General features: G+C 45.3%; 17 protein-coding genes. 10 read left to right on the forward strand and 7 right to left on the reverse strand.

The features are described 5' to 3' along the window. Positions 1-2 precede the first annotated feature (2 nt). Complete coding sequence (gene atpC, locus LZG73_RS25285; protein ID WP_233855601.1) at positions 3-245, forward strand: ATP synthase F1 subunit epsilon; 243 nt, start codon at positions 3-5, stop codon at positions 243-245. Positions 246-314: 69 nt separating this feature from the next. Here the strand turns inward: atpC and LZG73_RS25290 are convergent, their stop codons facing one another. Both LZG73_RS25290 and LZG73_RS25295 read right to left on the reverse strand, forming a co-directional pair. Then, entirely contained in the window at positions 315-1,001 is a 687-nt protein-coding gene (locus LZG73_RS25290; RefSeq protein ID WP_233855602.1) for a hypothetical protein, read from the reverse strand. A 14-nt stretch (positions 1,002-1,015) separates the two neighbouring features. Next, entirely contained in the window at positions 1,016-1,723 is a 708-nt protein-coding gene (locus LZG73_RS25295; RefSeq protein WP_233855604.1) for an intradiol ring-cleavage dioxygenase, read from the reverse strand. A gap of 222 nt (positions 1,724-1,945) precedes the next feature. On the opposite strand from LZG73_RS25295, the gene LZG73_RS25300 reads away from it, so the two are divergent. The 8 genes from LZG73_RS25300 (at position 1,946) to LZG73_RS25335 (ending at position 11,906) form a co-directional block, all read left to right on the forward strand. Next, positions 1,946-3,280 (forward strand): APC family permease, encoded by a 1,335-nt coding sequence (locus LZG73_RS25300; RefSeq protein ID WP_233855606.1) that lies wholly within the window; start codon positions 1,946-1,948, stop codon positions 3,278-3,280. Positions 3,281-3,309: 29 nt separating this feature from the next. Then, positions 3,310-5,742: a TonB-dependent receptor plug domain-containing protein gene (locus LZG73_RS25305; RefSeq protein WP_233855608.1), complete on the forward strand. Its 2,433-nt coding sequence runs from the start codon at positions 3,310-3,312 to the stop codon at positions 5,740-5,742. Positions 5,743-5,929: 187 nt separating this feature from the next. Continuing rightward, the gene (locus LZG73_RS25310) at positions 5,930-7,681 is read left to right on the forward strand and encodes a lipopolysaccharide assembly protein LapB (protein ID WP_233855610.1); all 1,752 of its coding nucleotides are present in this window, start codon (positions 5,930-5,932) and stop codon (positions 7,679-7,681) included. Next, complete coding sequence (locus LZG73_RS25315) at positions 7,671-8,525, forward strand: DUF4292 domain-containing protein (RefSeq protein ID WP_233855612.1); 855 nt, start codon at positions 7,671-7,673, stop codon at positions 8,523-8,525. Before LZG73_RS25310 ends, LZG73_RS25315 begins: the two co-directional genes overlap by 11 nt. 97 nt (positions 8,526-8,622) lie before the next feature. Then, a complete protein-coding gene (locus tag LZG73_RS25320; protein ID WP_233855614.1) occupies positions 8,623-9,960 on the forward strand; it encodes a murein hydrolase activator EnvC in 1,338 nt (445 codons plus the stop codon). A gap of 44 nt (positions 9,961-10,004) precedes the next feature. Further along, entirely contained in the window at positions 10,005-10,823 is an 819-nt protein-coding gene (gene panB / locus LZG73_RS25325; RefSeq protein WP_233855616.1) for a 3-methyl-2-oxobutanoate hydroxymethyltransferase, read from the forward strand. Positions 10,824-10,850: 27 nt separating this feature from the next. Next, positions 10,851-11,582, forward strand: coding sequence for an RluA family pseudouridine synthase (locus LZG73_RS25330; protein WP_233855618.1), 732 nt, complete (start codon positions 10,851-10,853; stop codon positions 11,580-11,582). A 9-nt stretch (positions 11,583-11,591) separates the two neighbouring features. Continuing rightward, positions 11,592-11,906: a DUF6787 family protein gene (locus LZG73_RS25335; protein WP_233855620.1), complete on the forward strand. Its 315-nt coding sequence runs from the start codon at positions 11,592-11,594 to the stop codon at positions 11,904-11,906. A 27-nt stretch (positions 11,907-11,933) separates the two neighbouring features. Here LZG73_RS25335 and LZG73_RS25340 read toward each other — a convergent pair whose 3' ends face one another. Genes LZG73_RS25340 through LZG73_RS25350 form a run of 3 tightly spaced genes read right to left on the reverse strand, consistent with a single transcriptional unit; the run spans position 11,934 to position 17,608 of the window. Next, positions 11,934-14,252, reverse strand: coding sequence for a CehA/McbA family metallohydrolase (locus LZG73_RS25340; protein ID WP_233855622.1), 2,319 nt, complete (start codon positions 14,250-14,252; stop codon positions 11,934-11,936). A gap of 12 nt (positions 14,253-14,264) precedes the next feature. After that, positions 14,265-15,692 carry a DUF5723 family protein gene (locus LZG73_RS25345; protein ID WP_233855624.1) on the reverse strand — a complete coding sequence of 476 codons (1,428 nt, stop codon included), beginning with the start codon at positions 15,690-15,692 and terminating at the stop codon, positions 14,265-14,267. After that, positions 15,689-17,608 carry an ATP-dependent DNA helicase RecQ gene (locus tag LZG73_RS25350; protein WP_233855625.1) on the reverse strand — a complete coding sequence of 640 codons (1,920 nt, stop codon included), beginning with the start codon at positions 17,606-17,608 and terminating at the stop codon, positions 15,689-15,691. Before LZG73_RS25350 ends, LZG73_RS25345 begins: the two co-directional genes overlap by 4 nt. 177 nt (positions 17,609-17,785) lie before the next feature. Here LZG73_RS25350 and LZG73_RS25355 point away from each other — a divergent pair, with 177 nt between their 5' ends. Beyond that, the gene (locus LZG73_RS25355; protein WP_233855626.1) at positions 17,786-19,060 is read left to right on the forward strand and encodes a D-alanyl-D-alanine carboxypeptidase/D-alanyl-D-alanine-endopeptidase; all 1,275 of its coding nucleotides are present in this window, start codon (positions 17,786-17,788) and stop codon (positions 19,058-19,060) included. Here the strand turns inward: LZG73_RS25355 and LZG73_RS25360 are convergent, their stop codons facing one another. Next, positions 19,061-20,761, reverse strand: coding sequence for a hypothetical protein (locus LZG73_RS25360; RefSeq protein ID WP_233855627.1), 1,701 nt, complete (start codon positions 20,759-20,761; stop codon positions 19,061-19,063). It lies immediately after the preceding gene. 74 nt (positions 20,762-20,835) lie between these two features. Next, positions 20,836-21,846 carry a toxin-antitoxin system YwqK family antitoxin gene (locus tag LZG73_RS25365; protein WP_233855628.1) on the reverse strand — a complete coding sequence of 337 codons (1,011 nt, stop codon included), beginning with the start codon at positions 21,844-21,846 and terminating at the stop codon, positions 20,836-20,838. Between the last annotated feature and the right edge of the window lie 61 nt (positions 21,847-21,907).

Below are 21,907 nucleotides of genomic sequence, written 5' to 3' on the forward strand. Positions count from 1 at the left end.
TCATGCATTTAGAGATCATCACCCCAGATAAGAAAGTATTTGCCGGAGAGGCAAATGCCGTTACATTACCGGGTACAGAAGGACAGTTTCAGGTTTTAAACCGTCACGCGCCATTGGTTAGCACGCTGGGCAAAGGTGATGTAGTTGTGGATACAGGTGCTGCAAAGCAAACTTACCTGATCGACGGCGGCGTTGTTGAAGTGCTTAATAACAAGGTGCTTGTTCTGGCTGAGGCTGTTCTTTAAGAATATATATATTAAATGAAAAAAGCAGATGTTGCGCTAGCGACATCTGCTTTTTTGTGTTTAAACCGCTCAATTCTCCGTTTCCAGGATAAGAATAATGGCATCATTGGATAAAGCTTCAAATTCCACCTCGGGCACATTTTTCAATGAAAGCCCGTCGCGCTTTTCGAGCAGCCTGTTCTGGACTTCAAATGCACCTTCAATAATAAAAATGAAGATGCAATTTGCCGGATTTTTGGAAATATATAAGCCGTCCTTGCGTCCTTGATATTTTCCTATCACCAAGATTCCATAACCTGCATCGGCATCCAATATTGGAATAAGCGTATTTTTAATGTTTAGGTCAAAAGTGTTTGTAGCATTGTTTTGCAAAGAAATTTCTTTGTCCAAAAGTCTGATTTGCAGGTAATTAATGGCTTGATCCGGATAAGGGTTTGTAATTAAAAAACCATCATTCGGCGTTACCACGAGACTCAGGCATTCACCGGAATCAACATATCGCACGTCTCCTTTTCCTTCGTTTATTTCAACAGCACCCACCAGTGGTAATAAAATAATCTGAACTGGCTCATTGACAGTTACTTCCCATGAACATTGGGGCAGAAGCGTTTCATCATTCAAAGCCAGCAATTTCCCTATCGGCTCCCTATTTTCAGCTTGGTAATCCCCGAAGTTAAAAGTATAAAACCCTCGAAAACCGTTCGACTGGAATCGTCCACGTTGACTTTGAAGAAAAATCTGCGCTTCTATATCCATTTGTGCAGTGATCATTATGCGCTTACAACGATCGCGTGTGTCAGTTCGTATCCTGCGGACGTGCTGCCTGTTACGGTCGACATCTCCGTAGAAGTGCCGTCGCTGAACACATTATCCCGCGCATTGGTCGTATCCGCTTGTCCGTGGCTTGCATAAACGCCTTGCGCATAAACCACTTTGCTGATTGCTTCGGGAAATGCAATTTGCGTTACAAGCAATGATTTGCCGCTTGCATTATACACATGCACGTGAATGTGCGGCGCACGGCCTGAGTACCAGCCCGGGTAAATGCTTGTAAAAGTGACCAGCCCGTTTGCGTCTGTGGTCTGGCGGCCTCTTAGAAAATGAACATTTGTGTAGTCTGTCGACTGCATGCCTGAGCCGCCATATTCAGAGTAATTTCCTGTTGCATCACAGTGCCAGATGTCTACCAATGCGCCAGCTAACCCTTCGCAATTGTTGTTCAGGTTTTGAATGGTGATTTTAATAGAAAGTTTGGTTCCCGGCCTGTCCGATGTGATGTCATTTGAAACAAGCGCGCTTGGTGATTTGGTAGGAAAAGGCCCCGCGGTTTCAGATGCCGTCGCCGTGCATGCGCCTGATGACGTTTCCAAACCGGCCGCTTCGGGGTCAATCGTGTCGCTTGTACAGCTGATGAGTGGCACAATGGCCGCCAAGCTCAATGCGGAAAATCCTCTTCTTAAAAATTCTTTGCGTTCCATAATTCAGTAACAGTGCTTGGTTTCAAGTACATTATCGTATTTCAACCTCGATTTGTTGCAGCGGAAACCGAATGTGTCGGTCAATAGGCATAATGTCCCGATGAATGCTTATACAACAACCAAACGATCGCACTTGCAACATAATCTCCTGCATAAAGGATTTTTCGCAATGTAAACCAAAAGTTTTCCTATTTTCGAAAAGTACAATTTCACTCCTCCCCCATGCAACAACCCGCTGCCAAGAATGAACTGTTTAAAATTTTAGGCGTCGGCTTTGGCATTGCCGTCACTATTGGCGGCACAATTGGAACCGGAATCCTTCGAAAACCAGGCCCGATTGCAGCGCAACTAGGTGATTATTGGTTGATTATGGGGCTTTGGGCGGCAGTCAGTCTGTATGCTTTTCTGGGCACGCTTTGCACCATAGAACTTGGCACTTCAATGCCAAAAGCGGGAGCCTGGTATATTTATGCCCAGCGCGCATTTGGTAATTATGCCGGGTTTGTTGTTGGGATAAACAGCTGGCTTGGAACCTGTTCCGCATTAGGTTTTGGCGTTTACACCATGAGCGAATATCTGGCGCTGCTTATCCCCACATTCGTTGGTTATGAGCCTTATGTTGCCGCAACAATCCTGCTCATTCTCACAGGCATTCACTGGATTGGCTTGGAGCTCGCAAGCAGCTTTCAGAATGTGATGAGTGTTTTGAAGGGTCTCGGGTTATTTATTTTTGTGGCCGTTTGCTTCATTTATGGTGATGAAGTTACAGCCGAGCAGGCACAAACAACAACGAGCAAAATCGTGCAAACCGGAAGCTGGATAGCGCCTGTAATCTTCTCATTACAAGCCATTTTTTATACTTACGACGGCTGGCATACCGCAGCATATTTTTCAGAAGAAGACAGAGACCCAACCAAAAACCTGCCGCGTTCCATGATTGGAGGCGTTTTACTGATTATCGCCATTTATTTGCTTTGCAATCTGGCCATTCTTCACATTTTGCCTATGGATCAATTGTCACAGTCGAAACTGGCCGCAGCGGATTCCATCAAATTGATTTTTGGTGAAGGTTCGGCAAAGATTGTGACGCTCTTTTTAATGATTTCAATCTTAGGAATTGTCAATGCGCAGCTGCTTTTCAACCCGCGTGTGTTGTATTCTATGAGCCGTGACGGACTGTTTTTCAAAGGCGGAACCAGCGTTAACAAAGGCGGGACGCCGGCCACGGCAATGCTCATTACCTCAGCCGTAGCCATTACACTCATTCTCATCGGGAAAAATGCCACCGAAAAGCTGTCGGACATTGCAACATTCTTTTTTGTCTTAGGTTACACTTCCGGGTTTGCTTCACTTTTAGCATTGCGCAAAAAAGAGCCCCTCCTCCCCCGTCCCTGGAAAGTTCCGGCATATCCGGTGCTGCCAATCGTGATGCTCGTTCTGTCAATCGCTTTTCTGATCGGTGCGGTGATTCAGGATTTACCGAGCAGCCAGTTTGCATTATTATTTCTGATTATTAGCTACCCTATTTACTTGCTAGTTAGCCGACTGAACCGTTAAATTGCATTCGGTTACTTAATAGTATCATTATGCCATGGATCAAAGAAATTTTCAGAAAATGCCTCATCCCCATCATCTTATTATTCATAACCGCATTCAACTGGGTTGATGAGGACTTCACGCAGCATATCGCTGCCAAACTTGCGAATTACCGCAGGTTATTTCCTCAAGAAAAGGCCTATCTGCATTTAGATAAACCTTATTATGTAACCGGCGACACGCTCTGGTTTAAAAGTTATCTGGTCGAAGGAGCGCTGCATATGCCGGACAGTGCGAGTCAAATGTTATACGTGGACTTGATCGAGCAGCGGACTGGCAGAAATGTGGCGTTGCGCCGTGTGCAGTTGTTGGGCGGCATTGGAAACGGGGAAATTGTGTTGGCCGATTCCATTCAGCAAGGCGCTTACACGATCCGGGCGTACACCAACTGGATGCGCAATTTTTCTGATGAACAGTTTTTCCAAAAAGACATTTATTTATTTGATCCTGAAAGCGTTGCTCCGCCTGTTTCCTCCAACAAACTCGATTTAAAATTCTTTCCCGAAGGTGGCCAAATGGTCGCTGGCATTAACACCCGCATTGCGTTCAAAGCGGTCAATGAAAGCGGCCTTGGACAAGATGTCAGGGGTTTTGTGCTTAATAAGGCCAATGATACGGTCGCGTCATTCAAAAGCGCTCATTTGGGAATGGGCCGGTTTCAGTTTGAGCCGCAATCCGGCGAGCTTTACACGGCCTATTTGCATGGGAAAAATGGAAAAGCTTTGCGCTACGATTTTCCAAAAATGATGGAAAGCGGCTTTACAATGATCGTCGATAATCTCTCCAATGCTCAGAAAATGAGGGTTTTGGCTTACTGTAAAATTCCGGGTAAGCAAGAGTCTCTGGTGCACATTGTTGGTCATTCAAAAGGAATCGTTGCATTTGTGGCGAAGGGCAAAATCACATCAAAAGGCCTGATGATGAGTCTTCCAACCACTGAATTACCCGACGGCATTACGCATTTGACGCTGTTCAATGATGAGAATAAACCGGTTTGTGAAAGGCTGGTTTTTGTCAACCACAACAGAAGCCTTCAGGTGAAAATTACGCCTTCAAAAACGGCTTATAAGCCACGCGAGAAAGCGTCCGTTGAGATTGCCGTTTTAGATTCTGCTGGAAAACCGGTTGAAACAAATCTTTCTGTGTCCGTGACGGATGCAGGGCAGATTTTGCAGCAGGCCTATGACGAAAATATCACTTCCAGTCTCCTGCTTTCATCGGATCTGAAAGGTTTCATCGAGCAGCCAGCATATTATTTTGATCCTGAAAAATCGGAAAGGAAGATTCATACGGATTTGCTGATGATGACCCAGGGATGGAGTCGGTTTCGGTGGGAAGATGTGCTTGCTGATTCGCTTCCTGGCCCACAACATTTTGTAGAACAGGGAGTTACATTGGAGGGAGAAGTCAGGAAAGGCAAGAAAAAATTGACTGATAAAATTGCGCTTTCCATGTATGTAAGCAACGACAGCCTGGGCACATTCATGACAGCCGAAACCAATGAGGCGGGCCGTTTTGCTGTTTACAATCTCGTTTTTACTGATTCGCTGAAAATCCGTTTGCAGGGAATGAATAAGAAAGGAAACGCAAACCTTTCGTTTATTCTCGATCCATTTTTAACGCCAAAAGTGACCTTGGTGAAGGCGCCTTTTTATCCCATAACGGTTGACGCGCAGCAATTGCAGGCATATCTGAAACGTGCGGAACAGGACCAGGAAATTGCCCGAAAAATCCGCGAAAGTCGGGAACGGTTATTGCAGGAAGTGACGATCAAAGGAAAAAAAGAGGTGCAGCGCGATTCAAGAAAATTGTATGGCTCTGCGGATGCTTCCATCAAAGTGACTTCGCAAATGGCATCGGCAGGAAGGAGCATTCTGGACATTCTTGCTGGCCGAGTGGCTGGTGTTCAGGTGGTTGGCTCCGGGATGAATGCTTCGGTCTACATTCGTGGAAATCGGGGCGAACCGCTTTTTGTGTTGGATGGAATGCCGGTGGATAAGGATATGATTGCAAGCCTAAACACATTTGACGTGGAATCAATCGATGTCTTGAAGGGAGCTTCGGCGGCAATATTCGGAAGCCGCGGAGGCAATGGTGTAATCTCGATTTTGACCAAAAGAGGCAATGAAAATTACGATTATTCGCAGGATGTTGTGCCCGGTGTGCTGGTGACGAAAATTGCTGGTTTTAATGCGCCAAAAGAATTTTACGCACCGACTTACGAGGTTACAAGGCCGCAAGGAACGAATCCGGACTATCGTGCAACCGTGTTCTGGGCGCCTATGCTGCGAACGGATAAGCAGGGAAAAGCCAAATTGGAATATTACAATTCGGATGCAACAACGACCATTGACATTCGTGCAGACGTGCTCAGCTTGTCGGGGACGCCAGGATTTGGAAAAGCAGGATATGCTGTTCAGTAGATGGGATTTTTGATCCAGAAAGTTTCCTGATTGGCTGATTTTCAGGCAAGATTACGGTTGTTTGAGCGTTACTAATCTTATCTGGTCCTGCTGAGCGGACAAATCATACAGACAAAAATTGGTAACTTTGATTTTTAGTAAAAATGGCTTGTCATGTCTACGGACCTGGCTATGTTTAGATAAATATATGAGGACTGAATATATCAAATGGACCCTGCTTATCTGCCTCATTTCGAGCATTTTCATTGCTCAGCCTGCCGAAGCACAGCGTCGCAATAAAGAAAAGGAAAAGCAACCTGAAAAATCGGAAGTTACGGGTGCTCGCCTGGAAGAAGAATCTCTTGCCACGGAAGGCATGAAGTTCATGATGAAGGATGAGCCCGACCGCGCTTTACCAATTTTTCAAAAACTTGCGCAATCTAGCGCGAATGATGCTGCAAGCCATTATTTGCTTGCAACCGTGCTCATTAAGCTTGAAAAATTTGATGATGCAATTGTCTCAGCCAAAAAGGCCCATGACCTTGATAAGGAGAATATTTATTACGGTCAGCAGCTGGCAGAGTTGTATGCAAAGCGCCGAAAATATGCGGACGCGGCAGAGATTTATGAAAAGCTCTTGCAAAAAAACCCTGATAACATTCAATATGGCGTAGAATTGGCGGCAGTTTATGTCTTCAACGATCAGTTTGATAAGGCCATTGACACGTATAATATTTTGGAAAAATCCCTGGGTGTAACCGAAGAAGTTACGCACCAGAAAGAGCAGCTTTATTTGAGACAAAATAACCTTGAAAAAGCCCTTGCAGAAGCAAAAAAGCTTATCGCGGCTGAGCCTGGCGAAGTGAGTTATTTGGTAGAATTCGCTGAAATGCTGATTGCAAATGAGCGCATTGTGGAGGCTGTCGTGCCATTGGAAGAAGCGATTAAAATCAACCCGGACGAAGCGCAGGCGCACGTTTTGCTGGCAGACATTCACAGGAGAAATGGTGATGTTCAGAAATGCAATCAGGAGTTGAAGCTTGTTTTTGCAAATCCAAACCTTGACGTAGACCCTAAAATCCGCGTTTTGTCGGGTTACTTGACGATGCTGAAAACGGGTGACGAGCTTAATGATGCAGTTCTACTGGCCAAACAGCTTTATGAAACACACCCGAATGAGCCGCGAACAAGCGTTATTTACGCAGACCAGCTCATGCGCCAGGATAAAAAGGCGCAGGCGCGTGATTTGTATTTAAAGGCGGCACGCATTGACGGGTCCGTTTTCCAGGTTTGGCAGGCGATTATTGAGTTGGATGGCGCTCTAAATCAAGTGGATAGCATTGTTGTGCATTCCGAGAAAGCATTAGAATTATTTCCAAATCAAGGCATGTTCTGGTATTATAATGGCTCTGCGAAGTTGATGCAGCGGAATTACAAGGAAGCTATTTCATCGTTTGAAGAAAGCCTGAAATTGGTAAGTGCCCAACCAGATTTGATCCCTGCCATTCATGCGCAGATGGGCGATGCTTATAATGGACTTGGTGACTATGAGAAGTCTGATGCAGAATATGACCTTTCGCTTAAAGCCGATCCAAATAATGATCACGTTCTAAACAATTATAGTTATTTCTTATCCCTGCGCAAAGAGAAACTGGACCTTGCTCTTAAAATGTCTGCGAAGCTTGTTCAGGATCACCAGAACAACCCAACTTACCTGGACACGCATGCCTGGGTGCTTTACATTCGCAAGGATTATAAAAAAGCGAAGGAATTTCTCGAAAAAGCAATGGTTGATAGCAGCGCGGTAAGTGGCACGATTGTTGAGCATTACGGAGATGTACTTTTCAAGCTTGGCGAGCGCGACAATGCTGTTGCGCAATGGAAAAAGGCCAAAAGCATGGGAGAAACAACCGAACTTCTTGACAAAAAAATCGCAACAGGTGCATTACATGAGCAATAAAATTACGATTTGGGCGGTCGCAATCAGTTTCATCTGGTTCTCAGCCTGCCACAAACCGCGTTCCTCCAAAAACAATAACACGTCAGCAGATTCTACATTCGTTAATGCGAATCCAGGCTTAAAAGACTCTTTGGTGACTGACACAGCTGTTGCTTCTACTCCACCTGAAACAGCTGAGCCACTGAAAATCAATTCCATATCATTCGATTATCTGGTTGCCAAATCCAAGGTTGATTTTAAAAGCAAATCGCAAGATTTTGACAACACGAATGTCAACATCAGGATGAAGAAAGACAGCATTATCTGGCTTTCCGTGACGGGTGTAGGCTTCGAAGTGGCGCGTGGCATCATTACGCCGGATTCGATTGTGTTCATGGACAAAATCCACAAAGATTACTTTGTATTCACCTATGCGCAGCTCAGTAAGCAATACAATTTCGACCTCAATTTTGCCCTTTTGCAGTCGGTTATCATTGGTAATCTGCCGTTTCCGCAGCAAGGTGATGCACAATTTGTGAAGGAAAATGATTTTTTTGTTTTAAAACAAATCGTTGAGCGCTTGGAAGTGTCCAATTATGTTGCACAAAATAACCTGAAACTGTCACGGTTAATGGCAACGGAAGTTCCTACACAAAACACTTTTACGCTCGATTACGAGGATTTTAAGGAGGTGAAAACTTTTCTTTTTCCTTTTTCCAGCCGGATTAGTCTGAATGTGAAATCGCAGAAAGATCAGCAGATTAACCAGACAAATATGCGTATCAGGCACAGCAAGGTCGATTTGGTAAGTCAAAATCCCGGGTTCCCATTCAGCGTTCCGAATTCCTACAAGCGAAAAAGGTAAAAAACCGCAGGTCAGTTTAAGATCATAGAGGCAAAAACCCTAAGTCTGCTTAACTTTGCCAGCCTTTCCAGGAGTTTTGGCCGCAAGAATTAACTGTATGCCCTTTCAAAAACCGCATTGCCGTCGCTTACTATTACTATTAACGTTCATTTTTTGCGCGTCCCTGGGTGCCTACGCCCAGAAAACGCGTGATCAGCTGGAACGCGAGAAAAGCGAAAACCAGAACAAGATCAAAGAAATTCAGAGCATTCTGCGTCAGACTTCTTCGCAAAAGAATGTCAATCTTGGGCAGCTAAAAGCTTTAAATCAGCAAATTAACACATACAAAAAGCAAATAGACCTGCTTTCGGATGACCTTGATCTTTTAAACAAGGAATTACAGGTTCTCGAAAAAAAGAAACAAACGCTGGATGGCAACCTCGGCAAGTTGAAGACTGAGTATGGTCATATGATCTATGAGGCGTCGAAAAGGAACGTCTATTTCAATCAACTGGTTTTTCTCTTCTCTTCCGGAACATTCAACCAGTTTGTTTTAAGATACAAATATCTCAAACAATATACGGAGGCGCGGCAGGGTCAGGTTAAGGAAATTGAGGCATTGCAAGCGCAATTGCTGGCCGAGCGCCGACGCATTACTGTCAAGCAAAATCAACAAAAGAATGTCCTTGACACGCGCGTAACAGAAAACACAAAGCTGGAAGGCCTCAAAGTGAAGCAGAACGAAGTAATTCAAGAGCTTTCGCAAAAAGAGGTTGAACTAAGAAAACAAATTGCTGAAAATAAACGGGCAACCGATTTGCTTGAAGCCAATATCAGGCGCATTGCAGAGCGGGAAAGGCGTGAACGGATTGAGCGCGAGCGCAAAGAGCGAGAGGAAAGAGAAGCGCGCAGGAAAGCAGAGCGCGAGAGACTTGCTAAGGAAAATGCTGAAAGAGAGAAAAAAGGTGAGGCTGCGGTGGCGGCTGAGCCAGAGGAAGAGGCGCCGGTTACGTCGGGTGGCATGAGTGAGGAAGAAACCACGCTTGCATCTTCATTCACCGCATCACAAAACAGGTTGCCTTGGCCCGTAAAAGGCTTTGTTTCAGGTCACTTTGGACAACGGCCGCATGCTGTTTTGAAAGGCGTTATGGTGGATAACCTTGGCGTTGATATTCAGACAACGGCGGGAGAGCCTGTTCGTTCCGTTTATGACGGTGTGGTTTTGGATGTTACGGAAATGCCTGGAATGGGCAATGTGGTGGCCATTCAGCATGGAAATTACATGACAATTTATGCCAAAATGAATGGTGTAACCGTGCGGGCTGGGCAAAAAGTGAAGGCCCGCGAGAACATTGGACGGGTGGCCACGGACACAGACGGCACTTCCGAACTGCAATTCCAGATCTGGAAAAACACATCGCGCCTTAATCCCGAAAACTGGCTGATGCACAGATAGCCGGGGATTTCAGCTATATTTATTTATCATATTGCTATAAGATTATGTCCATTCATACTCCTGATATTAAACGCATTACAACCCACACCATTCAGGAAATGAAGACCCGTGGGGAAAAAATATCCTGCCTTACTGCTTACGATTTTTCAATGGCCGGAATCGTTGATGCGGCGGGTGTTGAGCTGATTTTGGTAGGAGATTCTGCTTCCAATGTTATGGCTGGTCATGAGACAACGCTGCCGATCACGATTGATCAAATGATCTATCACGCAACGTCTGTCGTAAGGGCTGTCAAAAGGGCTTTGGTTGTGGTGGATCTTCCTTTCGGGTCATATCAGGGCAATTCGCGAGAGGCGCTTAATACCGCCATTCGGATCATGAAAGAGTCTGGCGCGCATGCGGTTAAGCTGGAAGGTGGATTGGAGATCAAGGATTCCGTGACCAGAATATTGAGTGCAGGTGTGCCGGTGATGGGTCATTTGGGCCTTACGCCCCAATCGATTTACAAATTCGGAACTTACACTGTGAGAGCGCGGCAAGAGGCTGAGGCACAGAAATTGATTGAAGATGCGCGCATGCTCGAAGAAGTGGGCTGTTTTTCTGTTGTTTTGGAAAAAATCCCTTCTTCACTAACAAAGCAGGTTTCGGAAACGATTACAATCCCAACCATTGGCATTGGAGCCGGACCGCATGCCGATGGCCAGATCCTTGTTGTACACGACTTGCTGGGCATTAATAAGGCATTCAAACCCAGGTTTTTACGCCGTTATGCAGATCTTAATGGTGTAATGACCGATGCGATTTCAAATTATATAAAAGACGTTAAAGGCAATTCCTTTCCAAATGAGCAGGAATCGTATTGACCTTTTTAAAAGTAAAGCACTAATTATATGGCAAAGCGACCATTTCAAATCATATACGAAGACAATCACCTGATTATCGTCAATAAAGAACCAGGCATTTTGGTTCAGGGCGATGTGACGAAAGACAAATGTCTGCTCGATATGGTGAAAGAATACATTAAGGAAACTTACGATAAACCGGGAGCGGTGTTTTTAGGAACCGTTCACCGTCTCGACAGACCAGTTAGCGGGCTTGTTGTGTTTGCAAAAACATCCAAAGCATTGGAGCGGATGAACGAAATTTTTCGCAAGCGTGAGGTTCAAAAGACTTATTGGGCAGTTGTCAAAAATCGCCCGGCTGATAAGAAGGGAAAGTTGGTTCATTATTTATCAAAAGATGAATCGCGCAATGTGACGACGGCTTATGATTACGAAAAGCCCGGAAGGCAGCGCGCAGAGCTGTCTTACCGCTGGCTTGGTGAACTAAATAAGTTTCACTTGCTGGAAGTTACACCCGTCACGGGCAGACCGCATCAAATCCGGGTGCAGCTCGCTTCAATGAATTGCCCGATTCGCGGGGATGTAAAATATGGTTTTCCAAAAGGAAATCCTGACAACAACATCAACCTGCACGCGCGACGCCTTTATTTTGAGCATCCCGTTAAGAAAGAGCCGATTATTTGCAAAGCAGGCGTTCCAAATGATCCGTTTTGGGAAGAGTTCCTGACATTAGACACGGAGGAAATCAAGCCAGAACATCTGGATTTCCTTTACGAGTAATGCCTGCCAATGATCGAGAAACTCAAAGAGCGCTGGAATGTCAAGAATGGCTGGGACGTCCTGATCATTCTGATTGTGTTTGCTTGTACGGGCTTTTCGGTTTTATATGCAAAAAGGGGCTTATTCGCGTTAATTGGCATTAACAAGCAGTCGCCTGACTGGCTTAGGTGGGTTGTTAACATTCTTGTTATTTTGCCGTTATATCAGGTTATTTTGTTGGCCTGGGGTTGGATTTGGGGGAAGTTTTCGTTTTTCTGGGAATTTGAAAAGCGCATGTTCAGCCGGATCGGCGGTTTGTTTAGACGGAAAAGATTTCGGACGTAACATGTTACGCTCAGTTTGCACCCAATTTCATTTATCAATAATCGCCTGATAAACTTTCCTGGCTTGGTTGTATGCTGCTTCGGCGGCTTTTTTTTCTTTTGCGCGAATGTTGGGCTCTTTCATTTTCCAGCATTGATTCAACGCCGCAATGCACCATTCGGCACTTTTCTTTTCAACAACAGGCTTGTTGTCAACATTGATGAACACCGGATTGGAATGGGAACTTGGGTAAATCCGCAATGCAGCCCAGCCCGATTTTTGCACCTCATATGAAAACTTCACGCTAGTTACTGCTCCATCCGCATCCACTTCCGTTGTGTCAACGGCCGTGCCATTAATAATCAATTCAACACGCACTTTTTGCGACTTGCCAATTCTGGCCCGCTCGATGTCCCAGTATGGCACTAATATGATGGATGTTTGCGCGATTTTCTCACCCTCTTTATCCTGTTCCTTGGGAAGATATGCAGCGACATTTGCCGTAATGGTGAACTTTTCATTTGCCTTAACCGCCACTTCGCTATCGCCCGTGCCGGCTTCTTTTCCATTGACAGCGAAGTCCATAATGTGCGACTTGCCATCCGAAACGTAACTTCTGCCGGATTTTATTGCTGCCACATAATTATCATAATTATAAGCTCCGTTTGGCTTGAAATAACTTCTTGCCTGTCCCACACGCGCATCCGTAATGCAGGGAAAATCTGTCTCACCACTTAACCTTGGCCTGAAACCGCAATTTAATGTGTGATAATAAGTGTTTAATTCCCAAGGGGCAGGCGTGTCTCCAGCGCTGAAAAAGTCGACCAGATTTTGGGTTACCGTCACAATGTATTCATTGGCGCCGATCCCGTCCATTTTCGGGACGATGTAATTCGGAAGCTTATCCGTCGGTTGCATCGGCTGCAAACCCCAGCCCGAATGTGCATAACCTACGACGCCGCCCTGCGATTTTGCCCAGGAAAGGACAGGCGCTGTCCACGTGGGCCATTGTTCAATTTGCGTCGTGCCCGGATAATCGTCTTCTTTAATCCGGAGCAAAACAATGTGGCCGGAATGTGAAGATGGAAAGCCGGAAACCTCGACATCATTGCGCATAATGTTTTTATCACTGGATAATGGATGGTCTTTCCCCGTAAAAAAAGTTTTCTGACGATACCAACTCGGTCCCCAGGCCAGGTTAGCAGCCAAATTAAGGTCTTCGCCGAGCGTTTGGCGCATCATGTCTTTTGGGTCAACGCCTTCCGTCGGACTGTCGTAATGGCTGCAACCGGCCGCGTGAATGTGATGATCGGCGCTATGCCATCCCAATTTTGTCATTTGAATCCAGCGCTTCAACTGAAAAGTAACGGTGACCGAATCTTTGTTTTCAGGGACAATGATTTCCTTTATTTGCTTAACATATTCCGGTCCGCGGGTGTAAGTGACCTGATATTTTCCTGCCGGAAGCATGACGTGTTCGCCATCTGCGCGATAAATCTGTGGCTGAAAGAAGAAGTCGGGATAAGTGTCGAACGCGGCGACGCGCCTTGAAGGAAGCGGATAAATGCCTGAAAATTTTCCTGAGGCGTGCGCTTGTCCATCCGTGATCAGGAATGAGGCCATTGTGGGCTTGCCATCCACATCCAGGACATTGAATTTGACCTTAACCGCAGGTTTTGTATCAAAAAGAATGTGCGTCGAATTCCTAAAACCAAGATCCTGAGAGCCTTGACCGACATTGTATGCAACTTCAATGTCGCGCTGCCCTGCATCTTTTGAATACAATTGCACGATGGCATATTCGAGCTTTAAGCCTGTCAAATTCGCTTGTAACGGCGGATTTGCGTAAATCTGAATTTCGGCAAAGCGGTTGGCCGTCTGCCCGGGCGTCAGTTGGTGTTCCTTTTTTACTTTTGGTTCAAATGACGGAGAATGATAAGGTTTTGCGGCATTCGGGCTTTCGGCTTCGAGCTTCGCGGCGATGCCCGCTTCATTATTAATTTTGACTAAATAACTTGTCCAGCCGCCTTGTAGGAGCGTCGCCTTTGCTGGTCCGCGCAACACTTTCACACGCCCTTCCGGGTTAATGTGAATGATGTTAAGACAATAAGGATCAAAGATATCCTGTATTTGTGTGACAATTTCCTGGGTTAAGGGTTTGTCAGATAGTGCTTTTAGCTTTTCAGCATCATGGGCCGACAACGCGCTTCCTGAAAATGTAAGTGCCTCCTGCAAACGCATGGCCTGCGCCAGCAACGGCTGCGGTTCTACGCCGGTTACCTGGCCCGCGGACTCATGATTGTGATGCTGCGCAAGCAACGCAACAGGAATAAAAAGCTGGAACAAGAAGAGCACTGTCTTTTTCATATAAATGAAAGACTAGTCCTCTGCTTTTTTCCTGTTTAGTTTCCAGGCCGTGAAGCCTAAATAAATCATGGAACCTCTTGCTCCGCCCTTTTTCAACAAACCATTGACATTGCTAAAACCGAGAAAAACGGGTCCAAAGTGACCAACCGCGCCAATTGACGGACGATTATTTCCTTTGATAAATGAAATTGGAAAAGCAAAATCGGAATCTTCGTCTTCAAATCGCGGGGTGATCGTAAATGCATCAAGCTGATAAGGATCCATATAAGCGCCGCTTTTGCGTTTGTAGCGTTTTGTCTGGGATAAATTCAGGAAGAACCCTTTCACCAATTGAATGTCCGCTTCCCAATGCAGCGCCTGCGGCAGTTGCATATCGCGTCGGAATGTGGTGTCGCTTTCGGCCGGGAACAATGTCATAAATCCTTCCGGACCTTTGTCGCTAATGTTTTCCAGCTCTTTTTGGCCAATAATCGATTCTGCTTCCCGACCTGCGATAACCTTACTCTGAGAAGTTCTGTAATGAATGGAGCCAACGTCGGTCAATGAACCTGCCAGACGGATCAGATATTCAGGGCTTTCGTCAAACACTTCTTTTGATTTGTTCCAATAAGCGCCCAATTCGTAAGAAAAACCAACATCATAACCCCAGCCCGAGCCATATTGGTCAGAATCAAAGAGATTGGAAAGGCGCATTTTCTTGTTTGGAGCACTGTAACCGCTTTCGTAGGCAATGTTTTGAATCACCAATTCACTGGTGTCATCAATCCCGGGTAATGGGCGAATGCTGTAACGATCCGCTGAGCCATTCAAATAACCAATTCGCGCACCGAAAACACGTTTTCCCGTAACGCCAATGCGAAATTTATGCGCTTCCAAGTCCAGCAACTGAACACCATAAGACACGCTCACGTCCGAAAAGCTTTGCTGCACCAGATTGAAATTGCCCCACGACTGGTCTGTTGGCGGCGTGCTTCCGGTGTCAAGTCGGTGAAAATATAATGTCTGAATAGGATCGGGGAGGTTGTTGCCCTGGACAAAACCTCTCGTCCTGAATTGCAATGCGATGCCTTGATATTTACCAATGGCCAGCGAAGCGGATGGCCAGCGGATTTCGCTCACTGTGTAAATCGGATTGTCATTGAGGAGCGATCCTGTCGTGCGCGAACGGCCGTAAAGTTCTTTGGTGGAATGGGGAACAAGGAGCGGATACAAAAGCGAATTTTCCCCTAAAAAGTTGAAATATCGATAATTAATGCTGCCCCCAAACGTCCCAATGTTGATTTGCCACTTGTGTTTTGGACCGCCAATGACCGACGGATTGTAAGTGGCGCGATACAAGCCTCCGTAATTGCTGAATTGCATTCCCGGAATTTGCTGGGAAAAAGCGGCCTGAATGGTGATGAAAGTTAATAGTGCGAAGGTAAAAAATGTGTTTTTCAATGTTGAGTTTTGTTAGTTAAGGCTAGTTTTCCAATCGTGTCATATCGGATCACTTCGTCTTTGATCAATTGCTGCAATGTTTGTAAAAAATCTTTTTCAGGAACGTCTTCAAATGCTTTGCCCAGTTCATTGGGTGTGACGGCGCCGTTTTGGTTTAAAAAATTAACGAGTGCGCTGTCTAGTTCAAGGTTATGCTGTAAATCTTGCTTTTTCTTCTGGATACAAATGTCGCAAACACCGCATTCTTCCGCATCAAATTCATTGAAATATTCCAGTAACAGCAAAGTGCGGCAAATTCGTGTGTGGGCGGCATAATGTGCCACGGACCGCGCTTTTGTCAAATCTCTGCTCTTCTTTTTCTCAATTTCAAACACATTAAGCGGCAACAATGCGGCCTCATAGCGTGGCGTCAGGAATGTTAGCTGCGGCTTGTTTTTCCTTGGTTCGTAATCAATGATATCGCGCTCTTTCAGAAAATTAAGCTTCTTAATCACCTCTGGTTCAGGCGCAAAAAATATTTGTCCAATTTCACTTTCTGAAATGCGCACATATTCCGTAAACAATTCTCCGCCATACATCCTCAGAATTACCTTGATAAACGAATCCAATTCCTGGTAACGTATTTGAAAGTCGTACAATTGCCGGTTATCGACCAGGAAATGGATCTTTGACGCATCATTAAAACTTTCGCTCAATTGCAGAAAACCCTCTTCTTCGAGCAGTTTAAGCGCATAATGCGTTTCGTTTACTGCTAAGCCGAATGTGCCTGTAAACTGCTGAATGTCAAAATCAAACGCGGAGAATTCGCCGCCGCCAGTGGCGATTTTGTAATAGTTGGCCAGCGATTGGTAAACCCTTTTCAAAACCTCGACTGGCGGATATTTTCGCTCAACATTTTCGGTTAATTCTTCAAGATCCAGTTTTGTAAAAAGTGCCACAGCATAGGCTTTCGCTTCATCGCGTCCCGCCCGTCCTGCCTCCTGATAATAGGCCTCCAAATTATCAGGAAGGTCAAAATGAATGACAGCGCGCACATCGGGCTTGTCAATCCCCATCCCGAATGCATTAGTCGCCACCACAACCCGGGTTTGATTCTTGATCCAGGATGACTGCCGGTCGCCACGTTCACGAAAAGGCAGTCCGGCGTGGTAACTTTGAGCGCTAATGCCTTGTCTGCTAAGCCAATCCGCCAGTTCTTTCGTCCGCTTTCTTGTGCGCACATAAACAATCGCCGAGCCTGAGACATTCTTTAAAATTTGTAATAGTTTCCTTTCTTTATTTTCTTCCGAAAATGCAGAGTAAGAGAGGTTTGCACGCGCAAATGATTGTTTGAAAACCCGCGCATTGCGCATTTCAAGCTTATCCAGAATATCGGCCCGCACTTCTTCGGTCGCTGTTGCCGTCAATGCCATCGACGGAACGCCCGGAATGAGTTTTCTGAAATCAGCAATTAAGAGATAAGCCGGCCGGAAATCGTAACCCCAGGCGGATATGCAATGCGCCTCGTCAATGGCCAGCAAACAAACATTCATTTGCTTGGCCCTCGCGATCATAATGTCTGTCCGCAGCCTTTCCGGCGAAACATAAAGGAATTTCGTGTGGCCGTGAATGCAGTTATCGAGCGTGATGTCAATCTCGTTTTTGCCCATTCCTGAGTGAATGGCGGCTGCCGAAATGCCCCGGCGTTTGAGCTGCTCCACCTGGTCTTTCATCAACGCAATGAGCGGCGTAACCACAATGCAGACGCCTTCCATGGCCATCACCGGCACCTGAAAGCACACCGATTTACCGCCGCCGGTCGGGAGCAAAACCAATGTGTCGATGCCGTTAAGGACTGCTTTAATGGCATCTTCCTGAAAAGGCCGGAAGTTATCATAACCCCAATATTGTTTCAGGACGGCGTGAAGGTCGGTCATCAGACTTTTAATGTTCTAGTGCGTAGTGAAAGTGTACAAAGTAATGCCATAATGTTCGTTATGAAAAGGATTGCGTGCCTGGGAGTGATAAATACATCGGCCCGGGCGCGGAAAAATAAATTCATAATGTTTAATTTGATCAAAATTCCAGCCAAAAAGCTGAACTAACTTATTTCCATGCGCACACTTGTTTTGTTTTTCAGTGTTCTCACACTTTCGGGGTGCTCGGTTTCCCATTATTTGAAAAGAGAATTAAAGCATTCGACAGTCCTGAGCCAGCAGCACACAGGCGTTTCTATTCAAAATCTGGACGGGAAAAAGGAGCTGGCGGCTTATCAAAGCGATAAATATTACAATCCCGCTTCCAACACAAAGCTGTTTAGTTATTATGCAGGCTTGTGCGCCTTGGGTGATTCGATTCCGGGGCTGGAATATTTGGAATGGGGGGAATTGCTGATCATTCGCGGAACGGGCGATCCTTCGCTTTTGCACCCGGATCTGCCGCATAGCAAGGTTTTTGATTTCCTTCAAAGCCGCAAAGAACCGATTTTTTTCACGCCTTATAATTTTGAAAATAAGCGCTTTGGTCCGGGATGGGCGTGGGGCGATTACAATGATTATTATCAGCCGGAAGTTTCGCCATTGCCCGTTTATGGCAACATTGCACGTTTTACCGGCGAAGGCTCATTGAAATTCAAAGCTTCGCCATCGTTTTGGAATAAATCAATGGTTTTTGACACAACTGCCTCAGGCATAGAGCGCGACGAAACTCAAAACTTATTTCATCATTCAAAATTGGCTGTGCCACAAGGCCTTATTCAGGATGTTCCCGTGCGCATGACAGATGCATTGACCGTGCAATTGCTGAGTGACACATTGAAACGGGAAGTGAAACTGATCAACATTCCGCTTGAAATTGAGTTAAAAAAGATCAACAGCATCCCGTCTGACTCGTTGTATAAAAGAATGATGCAGGTGAGTGATAATATGCTCGCAGAGCAATTAATGTTGCTTTACGCGTCGGCGAACGGGTTGCCATTGAATACGGAAAAGGCGATTGCACACGCGGTCAAGCAGCATATGAGCGACTTGCCGGACCGGCCGGTTTGGAAAGACGGGTCAGGGTTGAGCCGTTATAACCTTTTTACACCTCGGACAATCGTTGCTTTGCTTCAAAAGATTTATCAAAAAGTGCCTCGTGAAAAGTTGTTTCAAATTCTGCCGGCTGGCGGAAAATCCGGGACGCTTGGAAATTTGTTCAAAGGGCAGGAGCCATTTGTTTATGCCAAAACAGGAAGTCTGAGCAATAATTATTGTTTGAGCGGTTATCTGATTACCAAAAAAGGCAAAACGTTGGTTTTCAGCTTTATGAACAACAATTTTACGCGACCATCGAGCGAAGTCCGCAGTGAAGTGGCGCGTATTTTAACAGGATTGCACAATAAATTCTGATCAGTCAGCTTCATTCCATGTTTTTCCCGTGCAATAAATTTTGTTCTGGCCATTGGCTCTGACCAGCAACAGAATCTTGTAAGTGCCTGGCTCAATAGTGGCTGTGTGAAAACTTCCGAATGCGCCTTTGGCAAAATACATTCCCCTGCGAATGGTCGTTTTTAGCGGAACTGCGGACTGGTTTGGGGCAGAGGCGTAGACATGATCTTTTGATTTCAAGATTATATAAGCGCCGTCAGAGTAATTTTTAACAGGCTTAAAGAAGTCTTTCTCGAAGTTAATTTTAAGGAAATCACCTGATTTTTCAACCAGATCCGGACTGTAAATGCTGTCACAGAGCGCCTCGTTGAAGTCTGTCAATGGTTTCCAGCCTTCGGCTAGTGGGTCCGCTGATTGATAATAAGCCCTAATTTTCTCAAAATGCTTTTGATCCATTGAAAACATGCGGACTCCCAGCCAGTCGGCATTGTATCGCGCATTAAACTCCTGCGTTATGGCCGATCGCCGGTAATTAACCGCCTCTGCAATGTTGCTATGCAGGATTACGAGGTTCAGAATGATTGCTGTCGTGAGCACAAAGGGCGACAATTTGATTCGTAATGGTTGCTTTCTGAGAGACAAAAAGGCAAAATACAATGCAATGCAGCACATGGCCGAATACATGCGGTAACGACCTTTGAACATGCCCGCAAAAGTGTCGGTCGGAATGCGTTTATAGGTGAGCGCCAGTGTGGTTATGCCAATGAAAATGAGCATAGCTAGCGCAAAAATTGACATTGGGTTACCATATTTTGATTTTAATAAAAATGAATTCCATAGTGGCAAAACCTGCTTTCTGTAAAGGACAATGAAGAGCAAAACGAGTAACATTCCGCATGCCGAGGCGAGATACATCGTCGCTAACGGAATACTGTAAGCGCTTAATGTGGCGATGGAGCCGATGAAACCAAACAAGCCAAAAAATCCTTCCTTAACCTGCTGTGGATTTGAAAAATTGAGATTTTGAGTGATCGGGGTGAAGTCAATGAAGTAAATGACGGCAACAATTGCTGTGAAAATCAATGTAATAAGGAATTGCTTGCGATGGCCTGTCAGCAAATAAACCAACCCGATGACCGGAAGGACCATTAATCCATTGCCGTAAGTGAATGTTGCTGCAAATGCGAATAATAAGCTTAAAACGACTTTTTTTGGATGATAAGCGGTAAAATAAAGCGCCAGTAACACGAATAAAATGACGCCGAAATTGCAAAGCGAGCTTACTCCCCAAAAGATATTTTCATACGACTGGATATTGAACCAAAGCCAGACAACGGGCACAAAATACCAGAAATTGATGCGGAGTTTGCTGAATGCTTTGTAAAAAATGACCGCACAAAGAGCCCAGCAAACATTGGAGACGACCATAAGCCAAACCAGATTGACGCGCCCGAAAAGGTCATGAAATAAAAGGATGACGGATCGTGAAAAAACGAGCCGATGCTCTGGAAATAATGTTGTCAATAATTGCCAGCGGCGTGGCCAGGACGCGCTTTCAAACTCAGGAATAATGCTGAAAACCAGAATGTCGTCAAAGGCTACATAATTGACATTCAATGCAATAGATTGAAAAACCCAAGTGTAAATGACTATGGGAATGATGCATAATAAAACAGCAAGCCAAATCTTATTTTTGACGAAACTTAGGAGAGTTGGAAACATATTTTAACAATTCGTGCCGGGAATCCAGCACGCTAATTAAGCAGGTGAATGATGATTTTCAACCATTCCAGACTTTAATTTTCGGTTTCTTCCTCCACGGAAGCGCGTGGATCTTTGGTGTAATCGTAAAGAAGCTTGCCTTTATCGTCCCATTCACGCAATACAAATGGCTCAAAATCTTCGTCCCAGCCCGACTTCGGATATTGGATTTCTTTTTTGCGCTGGCGACGGAATTGATAATATTCAACCCAGCGACCAATTTTTTGACCAGCGTCATATTTCCCAGTCACCATAAGCTGGCCTTCTTTGTAAAACTGCATATACTCACCTTCAACCTCCCCAAAGGTCACCGGCACCACTTCTTTAATCTGCGTATGCGCTGAATCATAATAAGTTATTTGTGATTCGGCAGGGAAACCGTGCTCCCAGACAGACTTGTCGATCAGGTTGTATTTGGCATCGTATTTCACCCAACGGCCGTCTTTGGCACCCATGTAGTAAAAGCCTTCTTCGATCAGATTTTCGCCGCTGTATTTTTTATAGGAGCCATGCAAAGGCAATGCTTGCTCTTTTTCCTTGATGACTGCCGAGCTTAGTTTTTTGCCTTTTGTATCATACCAGCGCGTATTTGCGCCAAGAACATAAGGATTTAGAGGTTTGTATTCTTTCAAAACATGGAAATATTCAACCGTTGCGCGGTCGCCGCTGCCGTATTTTACAGACATGCTTTCCATAGGAATGCCTTCATACTGCACTTTCGCGAGCTTGGCTTTTTCCTTTTTCGATTTGCGGTCTTTTTTCTGGCTTTTATATTCTTTAACCCTTAATCCAAGGTCCGGGATTGTTTCTCCGAAGAGTGTAGAGAGGCTTGTCGACTTCCTATTGGCGCCAGGAAGCGACCCATTTACAACGGGATCGAGGCCTGATATAAATGATTTCAGGTCTTTACTCCGGTTTGCAGTGTCCTTTTTAACGGTTTCTTTTGGCAACCAGGAAGGCGTTTCGCTCTTCGGTTCTGTTTGCGCCGATGCCGTTTCAAGCAGAATTAAGCAGAAAAAGCACCATAAAAGAATAACTCTTTGCATGTATATTGAATTTTTCTTGAGAGCAAGATTGTTACTTTTGTAACGAAATGGCTTTTTGTAT

Origin of the sequence: Dyadobacter sp. CY326, from assembly GCF_021390515.1 — a bacterium.
Classification (GTDB): domain Bacteria; phylum Bacteroidota; class Bacteroidia; order Cytophagales; family Spirosomataceae; genus Dyadobacter.

Bases quoted from the DNA above. Each gene is read 5' to 3' on its own strand.
- LZG73_RS25315 (WP_233855612.1), top strand. From the start codon at position 7,671: ATGAGCAATAAAATTACGATTTGGGCGGTCGCAATCAGTTTCATCTGG.
- LZG73_RS25365 (WP_233855628.1), bottom strand. From the start codon at position 21,846: ATGCAAAGAGTTATTCTTTTATGGTGCTTTTTCTGCTTAATTCTGCTT.
- LZG73_RS25320 (WP_233855614.1), top strand. From the start codon at position 8,623: ATGCCCTTTCAAAAACCGCATTGCCGTCGCTTACTATTACTATTAACG.
- LZG73_RS25350 (WP_233855625.1), bottom strand. From the start codon at position 17,608: ATGACCGACCTTCACGCCGTCCTGAAACAATATTGGGGTTATGATAAC.
- LZG73_RS25360 (WP_233855627.1), bottom strand. From the start codon at position 20,761: ATGTTTCCAACTCTCCTAAGTTTCGTCAAAAATAAGATTTGGCTTGCT.
- LZG73_RS25310 (WP_233855610.1), top strand. From the start codon at position 5,930: ATGAGGACTGAATATATCAAATGGACCCTGCTTATCTGCCTCATTTCG.
- LZG73_RS25340 (WP_233855622.1), bottom strand. From the start codon at position 14,252: ATGAAAAAGACAGTGCTCTTCTTGTTCCAGCTTTTTATTCCTGTTGCG.
- panB (WP_233855616.1), top strand. From the start codon at position 10,005: ATGTCCATTCATACTCCTGATATTAAACGCATTACAACCCACACCATT.
- atpC (WP_233855601.1), top strand. From the start codon at position 3: ATGCATTTAGAGATCATCACCCCAGATAAGAAAGTATTTGCCGGAGAG.
- LZG73_RS25335 (WP_233855620.1), top strand. From the start codon at position 11,592: ATGATCGAGAAACTCAAAGAGCGCTGGAATGTCAAGAATGGCTGGGAC.
- LZG73_RS25300 (WP_233855606.1), top strand. From the start codon at position 1,946: ATGCAACAACCCGCTGCCAAGAATGAACTGTTTAAAATTTTAGGCGTC.
- LZG73_RS25305 (WP_233855608.1), top strand. From the start codon at position 3,310: ATGCCATGGATCAAAGAAATTTTCAGAAAATGCCTCATCCCCATCATC.
- LZG73_RS25295 (WP_233855604.1), bottom strand. From the start codon at position 1,723: ATGGAACGCAAAGAATTTTTAAGAAGAGGATTTTCCGCATTGAGCTTG.
- LZG73_RS25290 (WP_233855602.1), bottom strand. From the start codon at position 1,001: ATGGATATAGAAGCGCAGATTTTTCTTCAAAGTCAACGTGGACGATTC.
- LZG73_RS25355 (WP_233855626.1), top strand. From the start codon at position 17,786: ATGCGCACACTTGTTTTGTTTTTCAGTGTTCTCACACTTTCGGGGTGC.
- LZG73_RS25330 (WP_233855618.1), top strand. From the start codon at position 10,851: ATGGCAAAGCGACCATTTCAAATCATATACGAAGACAATCACCTGATT.